Source organism: Pseudomonas bijieensis (genome assembly GCF_013347965.1).
Lineage (GTDB): Bacteria > Pseudomonadota > Gammaproteobacteria > Pseudomonadales > Pseudomonadaceae > Aquipseudomonas > Aquipseudomonas bijieensis.
Window position 1 is genome coordinate 5,355,655 of record NZ_CP048810.1, and the last position, 19,124, is coordinate 5,374,778.

Annotated in this window: 16 protein-coding genes and 2 pseudogenes; 7 read left to right on the forward strand and 11 right to left on the reverse strand. The window is 60.0% G+C overall.

The window, feature by feature from the left end:
• Positions 1-10: 10 nt before the first annotated feature.
• Complete coding sequence (locus GN234_RS23635; RefSeq protein ID WP_176689161.1) at positions 11-1,183, reverse strand: NAD(P)/FAD-dependent oxidoreductase; 1,173 nt, start codon at positions 1,181-1,183, stop codon at positions 11-13.
• Positions 1,180-2,385 (reverse strand): benzoate/H(+) symporter BenE family transporter, encoded by a 1,206-nt coding sequence (locus tag GN234_RS23640; protein WP_176689162.1) that lies wholly within the window; start codon positions 2,383-2,385, stop codon positions 1,180-1,182. The genes GN234_RS23635 and GN234_RS23640 overlap by 4 nt, the downstream gene beginning before the upstream one ends.
• A gap of 342 nt (positions 2,386-2,727) precedes the next feature.
• On the opposite strand from GN234_RS23640, the gene GN234_RS23645 reads away from it, so the two are divergent.
• Positions 2,728-4,119: an aminotransferase-like domain-containing protein gene (locus tag GN234_RS23645; protein ID WP_109754848.1), complete on the forward strand. Its 1,392-nt coding sequence runs from the start codon at positions 2,728-2,730 to the stop codon at positions 4,117-4,119.
• 65 nt (positions 4,120-4,184) lie between these two features.
• Here GN234_RS23645 and GN234_RS23650 read toward each other — a convergent pair whose 3' ends face one another.
• The gene (locus tag GN234_RS23650; RefSeq protein WP_003205410.1) at positions 4,185-4,445 is read right to left on the reverse strand and encodes a YebG family protein; all 261 of its coding nucleotides are present in this window, start codon (positions 4,443-4,445) and stop codon (positions 4,185-4,187) included.
• 322 nt (positions 4,446-4,767) lie between these two features.
• On the opposite strand from GN234_RS23650, the gene GN234_RS23655 reads away from it, so the two are divergent.
• A complete protein-coding gene (locus GN234_RS23655) occupies positions 4,768-5,268 on the forward strand; it encodes a phosphate-starvation-inducible protein PsiE (protein ID WP_047699631.1) in 501 nt (166 codons plus the stop codon).
• Here GN234_RS23655 and GN234_RS23660 read toward each other — a convergent pair.
• Positions 5,265-5,582 (reverse strand): DUF3509 domain-containing protein, encoded by a 318-nt coding sequence (locus tag GN234_RS23660; protein ID WP_109754847.1) that lies wholly within the window; start codon positions 5,580-5,582, stop codon positions 5,265-5,267. The two genes, GN234_RS23655 and GN234_RS23660, sit on opposite strands and share 4 nt — an antisense overlap.
• Positions 5,583-6,088: 506 nt before the next feature.
• On the opposite strand from GN234_RS23660, the gene GN234_RS23665 reads away from it, so the two are divergent.
• Positions 6,089-6,499, forward strand: coding sequence for an HPF/RaiA family ribosome-associated protein (locus GN234_RS23665; RefSeq protein WP_109754846.1), 411 nt, complete (start codon positions 6,089-6,091; stop codon positions 6,497-6,499).
• 405 nt (positions 6,500-6,904) lie between these two features.
• Here the strand turns inward: GN234_RS23665 and GN234_RS23670 are convergent, their stop codons facing one another.
• Positions 6,905-7,780, reverse strand: coding sequence for a helix-turn-helix domain-containing protein (locus tag GN234_RS23670; protein ID WP_109754845.1), 876 nt, complete (start codon positions 7,778-7,780; stop codon positions 6,905-6,907).
• Between the two features lie 140 nt (positions 7,781-7,920).
• Here GN234_RS23670 and GN234_RS23675 point away from each other — a divergent pair, with 140 nt between their 5' ends.
• Entirely contained in the window at positions 7,921-8,823 is a 903-nt protein-coding gene (locus GN234_RS23675) for a DMT family transporter (protein WP_109754844.1), read from the forward strand.
• A gap of 45 nt (positions 8,824-8,868) precedes the next feature.
• Here GN234_RS23675 and GN234_RS23680 read toward each other — a convergent pair whose 3' ends face one another.
• The 5 genes and pseudogenes from GN234_RS23680 to norR form a co-directional block, all read right to left on the reverse strand.
• Complete coding sequence (locus tag GN234_RS23680) at positions 8,869-9,798, reverse strand: 2-hydroxyacid dehydrogenase (RefSeq protein ID WP_233459558.1); 930 nt, start codon at positions 9,796-9,798, stop codon at positions 8,869-8,871.
• A 275-nt stretch (positions 9,799-10,073) separates the two neighbouring features.
• Positions 10,074-10,823: a YkgJ family cysteine cluster protein gene (locus GN234_RS23685; protein WP_109754842.1), complete on the reverse strand. Its 750-nt coding sequence runs from the start codon at positions 10,821-10,823 to the stop codon at positions 10,074-10,076.
• Positions 10,824-10,901: 78 nt separating this feature from the next.
• Positions 10,902-11,228 carry a hypothetical protein gene (locus tag GN234_RS23690; protein WP_116833410.1) on the reverse strand — a complete coding sequence of 109 codons (327 nt, stop codon included), beginning with the start codon at positions 11,226-11,228 and terminating at the stop codon, positions 10,902-10,904.
• Positions 11,229-11,326: 98 nt separating this feature from the next.
• The gene (locus GN234_RS23695; protein WP_109754840.1) at positions 11,327-12,229 is read right to left on the reverse strand and encodes a chemotaxis protein CheV; all 903 of its coding nucleotides are present in this window, start codon (positions 12,227-12,229) and stop codon (positions 11,327-11,329) included.
• A 283-nt stretch (positions 12,230-12,512) separates the two neighbouring features.
• Positions 12,513-14,070 (reverse strand): annotated as a pseudogene (norR, locus tag GN234_RS23700) (nitric oxide reductase transcriptional regulator NorR).
• A gap of 152 nt (positions 14,071-14,222) precedes the next feature.
• Between norR and hmpA the strand changes: the two are divergent.
• Entirely contained in the window at positions 14,223-15,404 is a 1,182-nt protein-coding gene (gene hmpA / locus GN234_RS23705; RefSeq protein WP_163856787.1) for an NO-inducible flavohemoprotein, read from the forward strand.
• A gap of 113 nt (positions 15,405-15,517) precedes the next feature.
• Here hmpA and GN234_RS23710 read toward each other — a convergent pair.
• A pseudogene (locus tag GN234_RS23710) lies at positions 15,518-16,477 on the reverse strand (IS110 family RNA-guided transposase).
• 413 nt (positions 16,478-16,890) lie between these two features.
• On the opposite strand from GN234_RS23710, the gene GN234_RS23715 reads away from it, so the two are divergent.
• The gene (locus GN234_RS23715) at positions 16,891-17,400 is read left to right on the forward strand and encodes a disulfide bond formation protein B (protein ID WP_109754837.1); all 510 of its coding nucleotides are present in this window, start codon (positions 16,891-16,893) and stop codon (positions 17,398-17,400) included.
• Positions 17,401-18,175: 775 nt separating this feature from the next.
• Complete coding sequence (gene cyoA, locus GN234_RS23720) at positions 18,176-19,123, forward strand: ubiquinol oxidase subunit II (RefSeq protein ID WP_003205397.1); 948 nt, start codon at positions 18,176-18,178, stop codon at positions 19,121-19,123.
• Position 19,124 lies beyond the last annotated feature (1 nt).

Sequence of the window (19,124 nt, forward strand, 5' to 3'; positions counted from 1 at the left end):
AGTGGATGGGTTAGTGCAAATCGGCAACCTGCTTGACGGCCAGGCTGGAAAATTCCTCGTCGCGGCAACGGGCCGGAGAAAAGTGCTGGTAGTTGAGTTGCAGCGCCGCCAGGTCATCCGGCATGGCGATGCCCAGCGCCGCATGGCTGCACAGGCGTGCAATGGCGGGGGCTGCCTGGATGCCGTAGCCACCGAGGGCTGCGAGCCAGATAAAACTCTCTTGCTGTGGGTCTTGGCCGAGCACCGGCGAGCGGTCGGCGACGAAGGTGCGCAGGCCTGCCCATTTATTGATGATCGAGCGCGGGCGCAGGCGCGTGGTGTTTTGCAGACGATCCATGGTGATGGCCAGGTCAAGCTCTTCCGGTAGTGCGTCACAGGGCAGCGAAGGGCTTTCATCGCACGGGGAGACGATCAGTCGCCCGGCTTCGGGCTTGATGAAAATGTCCTCGTCCACCGTCCCCAGGTAGGGCGTGTGGTGCACATCGCATTGTGGATCGACCGCCAGCACGGTGCGCCGCAACGGGCGGACACCGACCTTGGGCACGCCGCAGCGCTCGGCGAGTTCATCGGCCCAGGCCCCGGCGGCGTTGACCACGATGGCGGCTTGCAGTTGTTGGCCATCCTGGGTGTGCAAGCGCCAGTGCCCATCGCGATATTCGCCACGCGGCACTTGGGTCTCACGCTTGATCACCCCTCCGCGGGCACGCAGCCCACCGAGGTAGGCACCGTGGATGCCATGTACGTCCAGGTCGAAGGCGCTGGGCTCGTAGATCCCTGCACTCCAGGCGCCTTCGGCGAGGTAGGGGACCAGTTCCAGCACTTGCTTGTCGTCGAGCAGCTCGGCCGTGGGCACTTGCCCCAGTACGGCGCTGAAACGCGCTTTGAGTTTGTCCACCCGAGCCGCCTGGGCCACGATCAGCGCGCCCCGTGGAGCCCATAGCGGATATTCGGCCAGGCCCTCGGGCGGGTTTTCGAAGAAGTTGCGGGATGCGCAGGTCAGTGAGCGGATCTGTTGGTTGCCGTAGCTTTCCATCGAGATCGCGGCTGAACGCCCCGTGGTGTGATAGGCCAGTTGCTGTTCCTGTTCGAGCAGGCAGACACTGCCATGGGCCGCCAATTCATAAGCGACAGACACGCCGGCGATGCCGCCACCGATCACAATGAAGTCGTAACGAGCGGTCATGGTCGGCTGCCCTCGGCGATAACGGCGGCTTTGCTTTCGCGGGTGTAAGTCAGAACGAAGTGCGCCACGAGGCCGAAGATCAACCCCCAGAATGCGGCGGCCAGGCCCAGGAAACTCATGCCCGAAGCCGTCACCAGGAAGGTGATCAAGGCAGCTTCACGTTGCTTCTCGTCAGCCATGGCGCCGCTCAGCCCGGCACTGATCGCGCCAAACAAGGCGAGGCCGGCGAGGGATGCGATCAATTCTTTCGGCAGGGCGGAGAACACCGAGGCCAGGGTGGCGCCAAAGGTGCCCATCAGAATGTAGAACACCCCGCAGGCAATCCCGGCCATGTAGCGTTTGTCGCGGTCCTCGTGGGCTTCGCGGCCGGTGCAGATCGCTGCGGTAATGGCCGCCAGGTTAAAGCCGTGGGAGCCGAATGGAGCCATCAGCACCGAGCCAATCGCAGTGACGGAGATGATCGAGCGCGCTGGCGTGTTGTAGCCCGAGGTGCGCAACACCGCCATGCCAGGCACGTACTGGCCGGTCAAGGTCACCAACGCCAGGGGCAGGCCGATGTTGATGATTGCGTGCCAGTTCCATTCAGGGGCGATGAAGACCGGCTGGGCCACGGCAATGGTGATCGAGCTGCTGTTGAGTTCACCGAACGAGGCGGCCACCGCGCAACCGACGATCAATACCGACAGGATCGCGTAGCGTGGCGAAAAGCGCTTGAAGACCAGGTATGCCGCGATCATCGCCAGCACCAATGCCGGCTGCAGCTTGATCGACGTGAACAGTTCGGCGCCAAAGCGGAACAGGATGCCGGCGAGCATGGCGGCGGCAATGGCCTTGGGCAGGCGACTCATCAGCTTGTCGAACGCCCCGGACAGACCGACCAGCGCGATGATCACCGACGCCACCACATAGGCCCCGATGGCTTGGGGCAGGGTCACGGTGGGCAGCATCGACACCAGCAACGCCGCCCCGGGTGTCGACCACGCGGTGATGACTGGAACACGCAGGCGCCAGCTCAGGAACAGGCCGGTAATCCCGCTGCCGATGGAAATGGCCCAGATCCATGAAGACACCACGTCGTTGGGCAGGTGCGCTTCCTTGGCTGCCTGGAACACGATGATGAGCGGGCCGGCGTAGGAGATGATCACGGCGATGAAGCCCGCAATCACCGCTGAGAGGGATAGATCCTTTCTGAGTGTGTCCATGATGTCTCGACTTGGCGCGACAGGAGCGCGCGGTGGATGATTGAGTCGATTGCTTCGATTCGAGATCAGTGTATTTGAATGGATTGAGTTGATTCAATAGGGGGCGGGATTGTTACGAGATATTTTTCTGCTATTACGGGCTGTTTTTGGTTTTATTTTTGATTAACTATTTGATTTTTATAAATATTATTGCTCGTAAAAATTTCTTAACGTCGCGTTGAAAAAGCATTCAATAATCGAATCAATCGACTCAATGTGTTGATTGTGTCGAATTATTAGTTGCCTAACCTCCATGTGATATGCTCGGATATTCATCATTTCTACGATGGGCAGTGATCATTCATGTGGGTTCCCCAGCTAAGCGAGTTCAACCAGCCGATGTATCTGTCGATTGCCGATGCGTTGGCGCGCGATATCAACAATGGCGTGTTGAACGAGGGCGATCGCCTGCCGACCTTGCGGGAGCTGGCCACCACCTTGAATGTCACGCCGGGCACCATCAGCCGGGCCTATAGCGAAGCCCACCGGCGTCGGTTGGTGCAGGGGGAAGTGGGGCGTGGCACCTACGTGCTCAACCAGAAGCAGCTGGAACTGCCGGCAAGCAACAGTGCCTCCGCGCCGCTGAACCTGGGGCAATCCGAACTGCTCGATCTTTCGATCATCAAGCCCTACAGCGAAACCCTGGAGTACTGGTTGCGCGGTGCGTTGGTGGGCATGGCCAAAAGCACCGATTTCGCTCGCGCACTGGATTACGCGCCGGATGGCGGTCACCCGGCTCATCGCGAGGCGGGTGCGCAGTGGTTGCGCCATTCATTGCCCGACGCGCAATGGCAGCAAGTGGTGATTACCGCAGGGGCCCAGCATGGCTTGATGGTCGCGATGAGCGCCCTGACCAACGCCGGTGACCTGGTGCTCTGCGAAGCGCTTTGCTACCCCGGCATCATTTCCCTGGCCCATGGCCTCGAGCGCCGCCTGCGTGGCGTGCCGATGGATGACGAAGGCATCATTCCCGAAGCATTGCGCGAACTGTGCCTGCGGGAGAAGCCGGCGATGCTGGTCTGCGTGGCGACGTGCCAGAACCCGACGGCGGCGATCATGTCGCAGAAGCGTCGGGCCCAGATCGCTGCGCTTGCCGAGGAATTCGACTTCATCATCCTGGACGATGACATCTATGGTTTCCTGGCCACCGATCCGTCGATCAAGCCACTGTCGGCCTTTGCGCCGGAGCGGTCGGTGTACCTGACCAGCCTGTCGAAATCGGTCATGCCGGCGCTTCGTGTCGGTTACATCTACAGCCCGCCGAAACTGCTGTCGCGCCTGACCTCGATGGTGCGCAGCAGTGTCTGGATGCCGTCGCCGTTGACCGCGCAGTTGGCCAGCAATGTGATTACCGAAGGCCTGGACAAGAAACTGATCCGCATCCAGCGCAACGAGGCGGCGGGGCGACAAGCCATCGCCCGGGAAATCTTTGCCAATTTCGAGCTCAAGACCCAGCCGTATTCCTATCACGTCTGGTTGACACTGCCGGAGCCCTGGACCAGCGACGAATTCACCATGCTCGCCCGGGCCAACGGTGTATTGGTGCTCAGTGGCACCCAGTTCCAGGCTGAGCGTTCGGGGACTACGCGATGTGTACGGTTGGTGTTGATGTCGCCCACCAGCCAGGATGAACTGCGCTTCGCCCTGACCAAGCTGGCCAGCCTGATCGATTCAGACCCACGCCGTTATTATTGAAAAAGATCGCCGCCTTTGGCAGCGCCTACGCGGTGTAGGCGCTGCCAAAGGCGGCGATCTCTTGGTCATTCGTCCGACGGGTTGAGCAGTTCGGACAAGGCGTCCGGCTGGCTCTTGAAAGCCTTGGCGAACACATCACGATTCTTCGCCATGTAGATCCCTGCTTCCTCGACCTGTTGCTCGCTCAGCGATGGAACGGCTTTTTGCAACACCTCCGCCAGCAATTCGGCGAGTTCCAGCATTTTGTCATGACGGTCAGCTTCGGCTTTATCCATGAACAAGCGCTCCAGATCTCGGCTGCTGCGGTATACCACTTCGACGGCCATTCACCACCTCACATGCCTTCACATTGGTTGTCTTTGTGACTACTGTATTTATATACAGGCAAAAGAATAAGCGAATCCTTTTGCTTTGGATAGTGGCTTTTTAATGTAGACCGGTTTCTGCATGTGAGCGCGAAGCTAATGTGAGCAAAGCTTGTGTGGGAGCAAAGCTTGCTCGCGATCCGGCCGCATGAAGCCACCAAAAGTGCCGCATACCAGCCTATCGCCATCTCACTCTCAGTCGCTGGCCTTTTTTCTGCATGCAGAACAACCGTCACGTCCAACCCGCATCATCCGGTCGAAGCCGACCTAAGGAAACTACATCGTGAAAATCAACTGGGCCGAGAATTTGCGCCAGAACGTCCACCAACTGGCCGAATCCCTGGGAAACCTGTTCGTCGAGACCTTTCACTACCTGGCGCTGTTCGCCATCGGTGCGGTGACCGCGTGGGCAGCGGTGATGGAATTCTTGCAGATGATCGAGGCAGGACACATCAAGATCGATGACATCCTGCTGTTGTTCATCTACCTGGAATTGGGGGCGATGGTCGGGATCTACTTCAAGACCAACCACATGCCGGTGCGGTTTCTGATCTACGTGGCGATCACGGCGCTGACACGGCTGCTGATTTCCAATGTTTCCCATCACAGCCCACCAGACCTGGGGATCATTTACCTGTGCGGAGGCATCCTGCTACTGGCGTTTTCGATCCTGGTGGTGCGCTATGCGTCGTCGCAATTCCCTTCGGTCAAGATCGAGCACCCGCACCGCAAGGTTGGCGCGGGCTCCAGTGAGCATGCCGAAGTGGAGAAGGGGGAAATCTAGAGGCCGGTGGCGGCGGAGGCTGGCCCCTGTGCGTGCGGTGGTGGCAGCTTGATGTTGTCACCGCCGGTCATTGCTTCGAGGATGGCCACGGCGCTGTGGCCCTGTTCGATGGCGATACCGAATTGAATGCTCTGCACCAGGCGCTTGAGCCGCTCCGGATCGTTGCGCTGCTGGGCGCTGATCATGCGTTTGGCGACGACGCGCCCGCTTTTGGACAGGGTTAGCATAATGCTGCCGTCCAGGCCCTGAATACTCAGGTTGATTTGATAATGCGGCGCAAAGGCGTCGGTAATGATCTGAAAAGGGTTGTCCATGATGCGTCACCGCCTGATTGAACGTGCAGTTGTTGACCGGCCGTGATCGGGATTAGTTCGCAACACCAGACCATCGGCCATTCCATGATCGTGTTCATCTCAAGATTCCGGGGCCGGACAGGCCCAGGATCAAAAGACCGCGGCCTGCGGCAGCTCCTGCATAGAGTTAGCAAGTGGCATGCCGGAAAAACTGTCGGACAATGATCGCGGAGCCTGGGCGCCGAACGCTCTGGAATGCGGCCGTGGCCGCTGCCCGTTTCGGGGCAATAACGCGCGGATGTTCGTTGACGGTGCAGGAGGCAGGGACGATTTGCGCTGGATAGGCAGGGCAGGGCAACTCCCGACATTAACAGCGCTTTTGCTCGTTGTCCGGCTTTATTTGCGTATGAATATTTATCTTTTTCCAGGGGTTGAATTGTTCCTCCTCCAGCCCGACTCTGTATTCAAGGGGCCGTTGCATCAACGTCGATGGCCCCCGGCGAGCTAGCTGAAATAAGGGATGAACTATGCAAATCCAAGTCAACAGCGATAACCATATTCAAAGCAGCATCCGACTGGAGGAGTGGGTACGTACTACCATCGAAAGCACGCTCGAACGTTATGAAGAGGACCTGACACGGGTCGAGGTTCATTTGCGCGATGAGAACGGCGACAAGCCGGGTCCCCATGACCTGCGCTGCCAGCTTGAAGCACGGCCGAAGGGCCATCAGCCGATTTCCGTGACGCACAAGGCCGAATCGCTGGAACTGGCGATTGAAGGTGCGGCCACCAAACTTGAAAATGCCCTGGAGCATTTGTTCGGCAAACTGCGCGGCAAGCGCGCCGCCGTTGACAAGCCGAGCGAATCCGTAGCCTTGGCCGATGCGCTGCTGGAAGAAGAATTCCTCGAGAACGAACGGGCTTCGCTTCACGGCTGAAACCCCGTCCATTTCAATTTCGACTGAACAACGGGCCTGCAATTGCAGGCCCGTTTTGTTTTTGTATGTGAACTGTTATCTGGAGAAGCGCAATCGATGGGGGAGCGAGCCTGCTCGCGATAGTGGTGGGGCAGCTTGCATGGATGTTGGATGTGCCGACGTCATCGCGAGCAGGCTCGCTCCCACACTGGATCTTCAGTGGATTTGAGTTTCATGTTCAGCATAGGACTTCTGTGGGAGCGAGCCTGCTCGCGATAGTGGTGGGGCAGCTTGCATGGATGTTGGATGTGCCGACGTCATCGCGAGCAGGCTCGCTCCCACACTGGAGCTTCAGTGGGTTTGAGTTTCATGTTCAGCATAGGACTTCTGTGGGAGCGAGCCTGCTCGCGATGGCGATAGCCGGGGCTAGCGCAAAAACGCCTGCCGATACTCTCCGGGCGTCGCGCCCAGGGCCTGGCGGAACCGGTTGGTGAAGTGGCTGGCGCTGGCAAACCCGCAGGCCAGTGCTACGTCGCCCAGCGGTTGTGAAGTGGTGCGCAGCAAGTGTTGCGCGCAGGTCAAGCGTCTAGCCAGTACGTACTGGTGAGGCGGCAGCCCGAAGCTTTCGCGGAACATCCGCGCGAAGTGGTATTCGGACAACGCACACAGCGCCGCCAATTGACCGAGACTGATGGCGTCGGCCAGGTGGCTGTCGACGTAATCCACCAGCAACCGCCGCTGGTGAGCGGCCAGGCCGCCCTTGAGGCGAAGCCCTTGGCGCTGGCCCACCTGGCTGAGCAGCAGGTGGTTGAGCAGATCGTGGGCCAGGCTGGTGGTCAGCAGGCGTTCGCCCGGTTCATCCCAGTTCAGCGCAATCAACTGGCGAAAACGCTGTGCCTGTCGCGGGTCGTCGAGGAATGTCTCCTCGTGCAATTGCACCTGTCGAGGCTCGCGATCCAGCAGCGTGACGCACCCCAGGGCGAATTGTTCAGCGCTGAAATACAGGTGGGCGAGGCGAATGTCGCCGTTGATGACCCAGGCTGACTCATGCCCGGCCGGCAGGATGCAGAGTTTGTCCGGTGCCCCCGTGGTGTCGGGCCGTTCGCGGCGAAACGTGCCGGTGCCGCCGGCGATGTAGCACGACAGCGTATGGTGGGTCGGCGCCTCATAGTCCCGGGCGTCGTGATGATTGCTCCACAAAGCGGCCGCCATGCCGTCCCCGAGCTCGGCACTGTGCTCCAGGCGAGCATTGGGCGAGCTGTTGAGGGCTTGAAAGACTTGCAGGGTTTGCAGTGTGGGCATGATCGGTTCTCTCCAACGCCTTGCATCCTACTCCGTCGATGGGGGCGTGCCAGCCTGTCTGTCGACAAAAACCGCAAGTTTACGCAAGTGCCGCAGGCGCAGTGGCGTGACACTGGCTGTCATTGTCAGGAGTCGTCGCCATGAACCTCTCGTTGTATCTGCTCACCGTGCTCATCTGGGGCACCACCTGGATTGCGCTGAAATTGCAATTGGGCGTGGTCGCCATTCCCGTGTCGATTGTCTATCGCTTCGGTCTCGCGGCTCTGATTCTGTTTGCGATGCTCTTGCTCAGCCGGCGCTTGCAGGTGATGGGGCGGCGCGGCCATTTGATTTGCATTGCCCAGGGCCTGTGTCTGTTCTGCATCAACTTCATGTGCTTCCTGACCGCCAGCCAATGGATTCCCAGTGGTTTGGTCGCCGTGGTGTTTTCCACCGCCACGCTCTGGAATGCCCTCAATGCCCGCGTGTTCTTCGGTCAGCGGATCGCGCGCAACGTGCTGTTGGGTGGTGCCCTGGGTCTGCTGGGGTTGGCGCTGCTGTTCTGGCCGGAGCTGGCCGGCCACAGCGCAAGTCCGCAAACCTTGCTTGGGTTGGCGCTGGCGTTGCTGGGGACCTTGTGTTTCTCGGCGGGCAACATGCTCTCGAGCCTGCAACAGAAAGCCGGCCTCAAGCCGCTGACCACCAATGCCTGGGGCATGGCCTACGGCGCGGCCATGCTGTCGCTGTGGTGCCTGTTCCAGGACATCCCGTTCGACATGGAATGGAACACGCGCTACATCGGTTCGCTGTTGTACCTGGTGATCCCGGGGTCGGTGATCGGCTTTACCGCCTACCTGACGCTGGTGGGGCGCATGGGGCCGGAGCGGGCAGCGTATTGCACGGTGTTGTTCCCGGTGGTGGCGTTGAACGTCTCGGCGTTTGCCGAGGGCTATCAGTGGACCGCGCCGGCATTGGTGGGATTGGTCCTGGTCATGCTGGGCAACGTGCTGGTATTTCGCAAGCCGCGACCAGCGCCAGCAAATGTGGTCTTGGGCGCTCGCTGAATCGAAAGGAATGGCAGGCCCGCCCGACAGGGCCTGCCAGGCGGGTTACTTCCAGACCTGCGGGTTGACCAGGTTCTGCGGACGCTCGCCCAGCAAAGCGCTGCGCAAGTTATCCACAGCAAGATTGGCCATGGCTTCGCGGGTTTCGTGGGTCGCCGAGCCGATATGGGGCAGGGTGACGGCGTTCTTCAACTGGAACAGCGGCGATTCGGCCAACGGTTCTTTCTCGTAGACATCCAGCCCGGCGCCGCGGATGCGATTGTTTTGCAAGGCTTCGATCAGTGCCGGTTCATCCACCACCGGGCCACGGGAAATGTTGACCAGGATGGCGCTCGGTTTCATCAGGCTCAGTTCGCGCTGGCCGATCAGGTGACGGGTCTTCTCGCTCAATGGCACCACGAGGCAGACGAAGTCCGCTTCGGCCAGCAACTGATCCAGCTCGCGAAATTGTGCGCCCAACTGGTTTTCCAGCTCGGTCTTGCGGCTGTTGCCGCTGTAGAGGATCGGCATGTTGAAGCCCAGCCGGCCGCGCCGTGCAATGGCTGCACCGATGTTGCCCATACCGACGATACCCAGGGTCTTGCCATGCACATCGCTGCCGAACAATTGCGGCCCGACTGTCGCCTGCCATTGCCCGGCCTTGCTCCAGGCGTCCAGCTCGGCTACGCGACGGGCGCTGCTCATCAGCAGGGCGAAGGCCAGGTCGGCGGTGCTTTCGGTGAGTACGTCGGGGGTGTTGGTGAGCATGATCCCGCGCTCATTGAAGTAGGCCAGGTCATAGTTGTCGTAGCCCACCGAGACACTGGCGACCACTTGCAGGTTCGCAGCGCCCTGCAACTGCTCGCGCCCGAGCTTGCGACCGACCCCGATCAGCCCATGGACGTGGGGCAGGGCTTCGTTGAACTGTACGTTGATGTCGCCCTTGGACGGGCTCGGCACGATCACGTCGAAGTCCTGTTGCAGGCGCTCGACCATCTGGGGCGTGATACGGCTGAAGGCAAGTACGGTTTTTTTTTCATCGTGCAAGGCTCGTCTGGGAGAAGATACCAAGCACGCTAACATTCCTGGCGAGGGTTAGGCGAGGGGGAGCTTGACTGGGGTATCGCAAACTCCACCTGTGGGAGCGGGCTTGCTCGCGAAGGCGTCGGGTCAGCTTGCATTGATTTTGAATGCCAGACCGCTTTCGCGAGCAAGCCCGCTCCCACATTTGATTTGTGGTGGGCTCAGATTTTGTAACCACTAAAAAAATCTTATGCCGCCCGCAAGGAAATAAAGGCGTAATTGACCGGCGCTTCAGTAACCACCTGTGCGCCACAGGCCGATACCTGGCTGGCCACGTCGTCGCCAGACAGATGGAACTGCCATTGACTGAAGTGTTGTTGCGCCGGTTGCCGGCGCGCCTCATCGAGGGCTGCCACGAATGCGCTCATGTCCGGCAGGTATGCGGTGAAACCGTCGCCCTTGAGCGCCGTCGTGCGGATGCCGAGGGCGGCGCAGATGCGGTCCTTGATGGCGATCTCTTCACGGTCGGCCTGGCGTGAGCGTTCGATCAACCGAGCCAGTTCCTGGTCGACCAGTTCACCGCCGAGTATCAGTTGTGGCCCGGTTTCCCATGACTCGGGAGGGCATTCCTTTACGGCGATATTGAGGGGAATGTGCGGATTGATTTCCATCGGATAGATACGGCACACCAAGGGGCGACGCTCATAGATGCGACAGAGGTTTTCTTCGTCAAGATTCCGACAGCGGCCGACGTTGTAGGCGGCAAAAGTGATCGCCACAAAGGCCTCGGTGCTGCCGCTGTGGACCACCGCCGAGCGGCGCTCGGCATGCTCGCGTTGTACCGTCGGCAGGCCGAGGCCGTTCGGTAGGAAGGCCTCCACCAGGACAATCACCTGGCCGCCATCGTCCGCCCACATGCGGGCCTCGTCGAGGGTCAGGGGAACGTGGTGATCGGTGCAGCATTTGCCGCACCCTACGCAGGAAAACGTTGTGTTCATTGGGCGACCGATGGGGAAGGCTGAAACACGGCGACGGAAACACGCCGATCAGCTGTTGCGAAGCAAGTTATGCGCCATTCACCGGGCGCTATCGGTCGGACGGATCGAGTCCCACTCGGTGACATAGGCTGTCTTGGTTTTCTTGCGATAGAGGCACAGCTCGGTGCCACTCGCGCCTTTCATGTGCTTTTGCGGGTACTGGCCTTGCAGCAGCAACGCGGTGTAACCGACGCGGTCGTCGAATTGTGCGGCAGTGCCTACCGGTTCGGCGTCTTTCAAACTGCTGGCCTTGAGGCAACTGGCGAGTACGGCTTTATCGTGGGCTGCCCACGCGTCGGGACTGGAGGCGTGGGTCTGGGGGGCCAGGGCAGTGAGGCCAAGGAGGATCAGGGTTTGGGGTTTCATCAGCAATGTCCTTATTCTGGGAGGCCAGGGCAGGAGTATGCCTGAATGGTGCCGGGCGACGATCGATCCCAGGCCGCCCGGGACCGATCGGGTGTGCCTCAGTGACCTTGCTCGGCAACGGCCTTGGCCGCCGTGATCAGGCATTTGGTCAGTTCCGGCGAGGAGAACTTGGTGAGCACGCCGTTGGCGCCGGCCAGCCGGGCCTTTTCGCTGTTCATGGCGCTGTCCAGCGAGGTGTGCAGCAACACGTAGAGGTGGGCGAAGTCCGGCGTTTCGCGCAGTGTCCGGGTGAGGGCGTACCCGTCCATCTCCGACATTTCGATGTCGGAGACGATCAGGTTGATTTGTTCGGCCGTGCCTTGCAGGTCCAGCAGGCACTCGATGGCTTCCTTGGCACTGCGAGCGGTGTGGCATTGCAGGCCCAGGTTGCGCAGGGTGTGCACTGATTGTTGCAGCGCGACCTGGCTGTCATCGACCACCAGGATCCGTGCGTTGCCCAGGACTTCGGCGTCTTCCATGCTCAATTCGGTTGGCGCGGTTTCGATCTGCGCCGGTGCTATGCCGTGGATGACCTTTTCGATGTCCAGTACCTGCACCAGCGTACCGTCCACCGAGGTCACGCCGGTGATGAACGAGCGCACGCCGCCGGAACCGTAGGGCGGCGGTTTGATGTCGGTGGTCAGGCAATGCACGATCTTGCTCACCGCCTGCACATGCAGACCCTGTTTGGAGCGGCTGACGTCGGTGACGATCAGGCAGCCGCCATCCGGATCTTCCAGTGGCCGCTCGCCAATGGCGCGGCTCAGGTCGATCACCGACAACGATGTCCCGCGCAGGGTGGCGATGCCTTTGACGTGCGGATGCGACTCCGGCAGCTTGGTCAACGGTGGGCAGGGAATGATCTCACTGACCTTGAGCAGGTTGATCGCCATCAGCTTGCCGCTGCGCAAGGTAAACAGCAGAAGCGAAAGTGAATCTGCGCGGGCTTTGTTGGAAGACATAAAAAACCTTCTGTGGAAAAAGGTGGGGCGAGCATACCGATCGCCAGAACAGCTTGTGATATCGGGTTATCGACTTGTCGGGGACAGGCTTTAGGGCAAAAGCTTGTCGATAGCATTGATTGCCGTCATCAGGTCTTTGTGCGGGATAGCTTTTGTGGCGAGGGAGCTTGCTCCCGCTCGGCCGCGTAGCGGTCGTAAGATTCGAAACCGCGCTGCCGTTGATAGGGGCTGCTTCGCAGCCCAGCGGGAGCAAGCTCCCTCGCCACAAAAGCACCTCCAGCCACTATTTCAGGCCAAGCCGTTTTGCCATCCGCCCCAGGTTCGCCCGGTCCAGACCCAGCTCCCGGGCGGCGCTGGCCCAGTTGTGCTGGTGACGCTCCAGGCAGGCCGCGATCAGTTGGCGCTGGAACTCGTCCACCGCTTCGCGCAAGTCCCCCCTCACCTGCGCCATGGCCGGTGCTGGACTGAGGGGACGAAGGTGCGGGGTTATCCACAGGAGCCTGGGGCAAATCCAGATCCTGGGCGCTGAGGCTGAGGATTTTCGGGCGTGTCGTGCACCGACCCAAGGCCTTCAGGGCGCTGCGGCCGATCAGGTGTTCCAGTTCGCGCACGTTGCCCGGCCAGTCGTAGGCCAGCAGTGCCGCCTGGGCGTCGCTGGTCAGGCGCAGGCTGCCCAGGCCCATGCGCGAGCGATTTTGCTCCAGGAAGAACCCGCTGATCAGCAGCACGTCCCGCCCACGATCACGCAGCGCCGGCACCTGCAACGGATACACACTCAAGCGATGGTAGAAGTCGGCCCGATATCGGCCGTTGCGCACTTCTTCGGCAAGGTCGCGATTGGTGGCCGCGATCAGGCGTACGTCGACCCGATGTTCCTTGTCCGAGCCCAGGCGTTGCAGTTGGCCACTCTGCAGCACTCGCAGCAACTTGGCCTGGACGGTCAGGGACAGCTCACCCACCTCATCGAGGAACAAGGTGCCGCCGTCGGCCAGTTCGAACTTGCCGCGCCGGTCGTTCGTGGCGCCGGTGAAGGCGCCTCGTACATGGCCGAAGAGTTCACTTTCCACCAGCGTATCCGGCAGGGCGGCGCAATTGAGGCTGATGAGTGGCTGCTCGGCGCGTTTTGACGCGGCATGGATGGCCTGGGCGACCAGTTCCTTGCCCACACCGGTTTCGCCTGTGATCAGTACGGTCAAGTCACTGCCGCCCACCAGCGCGATCTCTTCCACCAGGCGCTTGTGGGCCTTGCTCTGGCCGACCATGTCGCGAGGTTGCTGGCCGCTGGCCTGGCGATAGACCTCGGCGCGACGGTGCTCGTCCTCGGCCTTCAAGGCCAGCCGCTCGATGCGCTCGGCGGCGCTGACCGTGGCGGCGGCGAGGCTGGCGAAGGCTTGCAGGGCACTCAGGTCGATGGGCTCGAAGCGCTCCGGGTCCAGGGAGTCGAGGGTCAGCAGGCCCCAGGGGCGCTCGTCGACGAACAGCGGACAGCCCATGCAGTCATGAACCTCCAGATGCTCGGCCAACCCTTCGACCAGCCCGTCATACGGATCGGGCAGGCCGCTGTCGGCGGCGAAGCGGGTGGGCTGCGGGTTGGCCAGCAGTGCTTCGAAGCGCGGATGTTCGCTGACCCGGAACCGCCGGCCCAGCGTATCGGTGCTCAAGCCATCCACGGCGAGCGGCACCAGGCAGTCGCCGTCCAGGCGCAACAACGCCGCCGCATCGCAGGGCAGCAGGGCGCGCAAGGTGCCGAGCAGTCGACGATAGCGTTCGCCTTCAGGCAATTCGCGGGACAGATCGGCCACCAGTGGCAGCAGGGAGGTCAGCAGAGCGGTTGCGGTCATAATGACTCCATGTAGTCGTAACGACTATAAAGCGCGTCGTGTCGTTATGACTACAGTGTTCTTAACTTACTGATATTAAATGGAAAAATTTATGGCATGGAAACTGATAAGGCTTAGGTAACTGTTATCGGTCATATGCCAGGAGTCACCCTATGCTCAGTCGAGAAGAACGCGCCATCATTCGCTCCACCGTTCCGTTGCTGGAAAGCGGGGGTGAAGCGTTGATCACTCACTTCTATCGCATGATGCTGTCCGAGTACCCGCAGGTGCGCCCGCTGTTCAACCAGGCTCACCAGGCCAGCGGCGATCAACCGCGTGCCTTGGCCAACGGTGTGTTGATGTATGCACGGCACATTGACCAGCTCGATCAACTGGGCGACCTGGTGGCGAAGATCGTCAACAAGCACGTTGCCCTGCAGATCCTGCCGGAACATTACCCTATTGTCGGTTCATGCCTGTTGCGGGCAATCGCCGAAGTGCTGGGTGCAGAGATCGCCACGCCCGAAGTGATTGCGGCGTGGGGCGCAGCCTACAACCAGTTGGCCGATATCCTGATCGGCGCCGAAGCCGGCATGTACGACAAGAAGGCCGAGGCGCCGGGCGGCTGGCGTGGCGAACGAGAGTTCATCCTGACGGCCAAGGTCCAGGAAAGCTCGGAGATCACCTCGTTCTACTTTGAACCTGCGGACAAGGGCCCGATCCTGGTGGCCGAACCGGGCCAGTACATTGGCATGAAGCTGGTGCTCGATGGCGAGGAAGTGCGCCGCAACTATTCACTGTCGGCCCTGGCGGACAATGGTCAGTACCGTATCAGCGTCAAGCGCGAGCCGGGTGGGCGGGTGTCCAATCACCTGCATCATCATTTCGATGTCGGTAGTCGCATCCAGTTGTTCCCGCCGTCCGGGGATTTCTACCTGACCGCCAGCGACAAGCCATTGGTGCTGATCAGCGGCGGCGTCGGCATCACCCCGACCCTGGCCATGTTGCAGGCGGCGCTGCAAACCGAGCGGCCGGTGCATTTCATTCACTGTGCGCGCAACGGCAGTGCCCATGCTTTCCGCGACTGGATCGACGACCTGGCCAAGCGGCATCCGCAGCTCAAGCGCTTCTACTGCTACGACGAAGACGACGGCTTGAGCCCGGCGGCCGACAAGGTGGGGCTGTTGAGCCAGGAGCAACTGGCGCAATGGCTGCCGCAGCAACGTGACCTGGACGCCTATTTCCTCGGGCCGAAGGGTTTCATGGGGGCCGTCAAGCGCCACCTCAAGGCCTTGGGTGTGCCGGACCAGCAGAGCCGTTACGAATTCTTCGGCCCGGCGGCGGCGCTGGAGTAAGGTCACGGCTAATCCGGGGAACCGGGTTGGCCTCATCGCGAGCAGGCTCGCTCCCACAGGGGATTTGTGGTGGACACGATTCCTGTGAACGCCACAAAAAACTGTGGGAGATTCTATGTTGCAGGGGAACCCTGCAACCGTGAATTTGGTTGGTATTCGCTCTGATTTTTCATCAGGGCGAATGCTACCCGACACAACTTGCGGGCGAGGATAACCAAGGCCTGAGTTCTGGCCAGGCCTCGTGCCAAGAAGGCCTCATAGTAAGGTTTCCAGGCAGGAGACCGACAGGCCGCCATCGCGGCGTTGTGCGCCAGGCGTCGTAGCTCCCCGTCCCCTTTTTTGCTCAAGTGACGAGGACTGTGCTTCTTCCCTGAATCTTTTGGACGCAAATCCATCCCCAAGAAAGCAATGAATGCATCGCCACTGACAAAGTGACCGCGCATGAATGCGGTCGCCAAGCCAATGGCCGTCAGTTCACCAATCCCTTCGATGGCTTTGCAGCGGTTGATGTTTTCAGTGATCCCTGCCGCTTGGCTGGCCTCACGCATTAGTTTCTGAATGGCCTGATCGGACTCTTTGAAGACCTCCAACTGCCGGGCCAAGATGTCCTTCAGACACGGTTCGTTCGAAAACTCAGCACGATACTGACGCGGGCCTTGATGAGTGCCGCACGTTTTCTAAGCAGGTTTTAACACTTTGTAGGCTTCTGGAGGTGGGCTCCAGATACGCAGCCTTGCTTGCTCGTTCGTTAGATACCGAGCCAGCAAACGCGCATCACAAGGATCAGTTTTAGCCCGCAGCCCAATACTTTCACGGTAATGGGCCACCCGATAAGGATCCACAACGTAAACATGAAACCCCATTCCATGGGCCAGCTCAGCTGTGTCCAGGTGATAAAAGCTGGTGGCTTCCAGCGCAATCGAGCTTTGGGCTGGTAGCGTTTTGAGCCACCGGCCAAGAGCTTCGCGGTGGTTGGCGATGGCTTGAGTGATTTTCAGGTCTTCGCGGTAAACGACGATTTCGGCCTTCGCTACATCGATACCAATAACCGTTGGTGAGTTAAGGATTGTCATGACGAATCCTCGGAGCTAGGGTTTAGGTGCTTGTCGGGGTCTACCTTTGCGCTGGCTTGCCTCTATCGTCGGTTTTACCGATGAATTCCTTATCGGCGCTTTAGGTAGAAAGGGCGGAACGAGAAGTCTCCCACGGTCCGTACTGGCTAGAGTCGGAATCGAGCTTTTAGTCCCGCCCACCCCTTCAAGTCTAAACATACAAGCGAGCTTGCTCGCGATAGCGGCGGCAGGTCCGCCCCTGTCCAACGGACCCGCATTAATCTGCTCTTAACCTTCTTGCGGTCTATTCCCCTCCAATGTCGACGCCCGCTGCTCGTTCACTGTCATGGTCTGCGTGTAGACTTCGGGCATCCGAGTGCGCACCCGAGTGTTGCCGTGCTGCGCGTCGATCCATGCAGACAAAGGGAAACGCAATGAGTGAGGAAATGATGCGGTTGGGCCGTGAGCGGCGCTACCTGGTGCTGCTGGGGCTGATCTGCCTGGCACTGATCGGCGGTGCGCTGTACATGCAGGTGGCCCTCGGTGAGGCGCCATGCCCGCTGTGCATCCTGCAACGCTATGCGCTGTTGCTGATCGCGATTTTCGCCTTCATCGGCGCAGCCATGCGCACCCGTCGCAGCCTGACGATCTTCGAAGGCCTGGTGGTGCTCAGCGCCCTGGCCGGTGCCGGGGTGGCGGGGCATCACGTGTACACCCAGTTCTTCCCCGCGGTCAGCTGCGGTATCGACGTGTTGCAACCGATTGTCGATGACCTGCCGCTGGCGAAGATCTTCCCGCTGGGCTTCCAGGTCGATGGCTTTTGCTCCACCCCCTACCCACCGATCCTGGGTCTGTCCCTGGCGCAATGGGCGTTGGTGGCTTTCGTGTTGACGGCGGTGCTGGTGCCGTTGCTGGTGTCGCGTAACCGTAAACAGATTCGCTGAACCGCCTTAATGAAACGCCCCGGTTTCTCTCCAGGAGAGCCGGGGCGTTTTGCGTTTCACTCTCGAGCCGGGTCGTCCTTGATCCGAGGCAAGAATGGCCTGCGACAATGTGCGACATGTTGTCACATATCTTGAGGCGCTCTGCCTTTGCGAGGCCGATTAAGCGCTTCTCCCTGTAATAAAAAAACGTCTGCTTTCGCAACAAGCGCATCGCTGGCAGCAGGCATTTTTAACAGCGAAGCGTCAGGCGCCAGAGGCCCCGAAAACTGGGCGCTTGCCGGGCAAATAAGCGCTTGGCGGTCCTCCCGAGCTGTCTAAATCGGGCGTAGTAGGCCTACGTTTTTTGGGGTTCTTGTTGAGAATGAATTTCGATAACATGCTTGCCCGTTGCAATATCGGCAAGAGATTGTTGCCGGATCGGATAAAAATTATTTCGGGATGAGACATGGTCTACAGCGCGTCAGCTCACTACAATCGCCCGCACCGATTTTCCGACCCGGCTCAAGCTTGAGCACGAGAGTGGTCGAAGGGCGCCAGCGCCCCATGCGACCCCAGGTGTCGGTGCCTCCAACTATCCGCACCAAATGGAATTGGGCTTGAACTAGGCCTTTGACCAACGAATAAGAACTCACTGCTGGCCCAGGATGTGTCGAACAGCCGCTGACGTTCGACGGGCAGCCCTTATTCAATCCAAGAAAATGCCAACCCTTGGCAGGGTGAAGTGTTGGCGATCAAAACCCAACTGCATTGCGCAAGCTGCTTTAGAGGTCGTGAGATGAGTAAAAACAGGTACCCCCGATTACTAGGCTTGCTGCCGCTGCTCGGCACGTTGTTGCTGGGAGGCTGCAACATGACCCTGCTCGATCCCAAGGGCCAGGTCGGCCTGGATGAACGAAACCTGATCATCACCGCCACGTTGCTGATGTTGCTGGTCGTCGTGCCAGTCATCGTCATGACTTTCCTGTTCGCCTGGAAGTACCGCGCGACCAACACCAATGCCACCTACACGCCGAAGTGGTCGCACTCGACCAAGATCGAAGTGGCGGTGTGGACCATTCCGGTGCTGATCATCATTGCCCTGGGTTACGTCACCTACAAGTCGACCCACGCCCTGGACCCGTATCGTCCGCTGGATTCCGACGTCAAGCCGATCACCATTGAAGTGGTCTCGATGGACTGGAAGTGGCTGTTCATCTATCCGGAACAAGGCATCGCCACCGTCAACAAGATCGTGTTCCCGGCCCACACGCCGATCAACTTCAAGGTCACCTCTGACACCGTGATGAACTCGTTCTTCATCCCGGGCCTGGGCGGCCAGATCTACGCGATGGCGGGCATGCAGACCAAGTTGCACCTGATCGCCAACCAGAACGCCGAACTCGACGGTATCTCCGCCAACTACAGCGGCGCGGGTTTCACCGGCATGAAGTTCAAAGCAATCGCCACGACCCAGGAAGATTTCGACGCCTGGGTCAACGATGTGAAGAAGGCACCTAAACAGCTTGAAAAAGCTGAATACGAAGCCCTTTCCAAACCGAGCCAGAACAACCCAGTCGAACTCTACTCGTCGGTTACGCCGAACCTGTTCCAGACCATCATCGACAAATATGAAGGGATGAATCCGGGCAAGCCGATGCACCACGAGAAGAACGAGAAGGAAGTGGCTCACAACATGGAAGGGATGGACATGAGCTCGCATTCAGCTGCCGGGGCAGAGGAGTAAA